The organism is Streptomyces coffeae, from assembly GCF_016741875.1.
Classification (GTDB): domain Bacteria; phylum Actinomycetota; class Actinomycetes; order Streptomycetales; family Streptomycetaceae; genus Streptomyces; species Streptomyces coffeae.
Window position 1 is genome coordinate 1 of the sequence record NZ_JAERRF010000251.1, and the last position, 217, is coordinate 217.

At 72.4% G+C, this 217-nt stretch carries 1 pseudogene; it reads right to left on the reverse strand.

Annotated features, from left to right (window positions below):
* Positions 1–115 precede the first annotated feature (115 nt).
* Positions 116–217 (reverse strand): annotated as a pseudogene (locus JK363_RS43680) (extradiol dioxygenase); the annotation flags it as partial.

Sequence of the window (217 nt, forward strand, 5' to 3'; positions counted from 1 at the left end):
GCTGCGCGCTGCCGGTCTCGGCGCCCTGGCCGACCTGGGCTTCCTCGGCCTGGACGACGACGGGGACAACCCCGTGGTCGTCACCGGCTTCAAGGCCACCCGTGCCCGAACAGCGTCACGCAGCCGGGATCGGCTGGGTGAGGTTCAACGGGTTGCCGTCGGGGTCCTGGATGTGGGCGACGCGCTGTCCCCACGGCATGTCGTTGGGCCCGCTGCG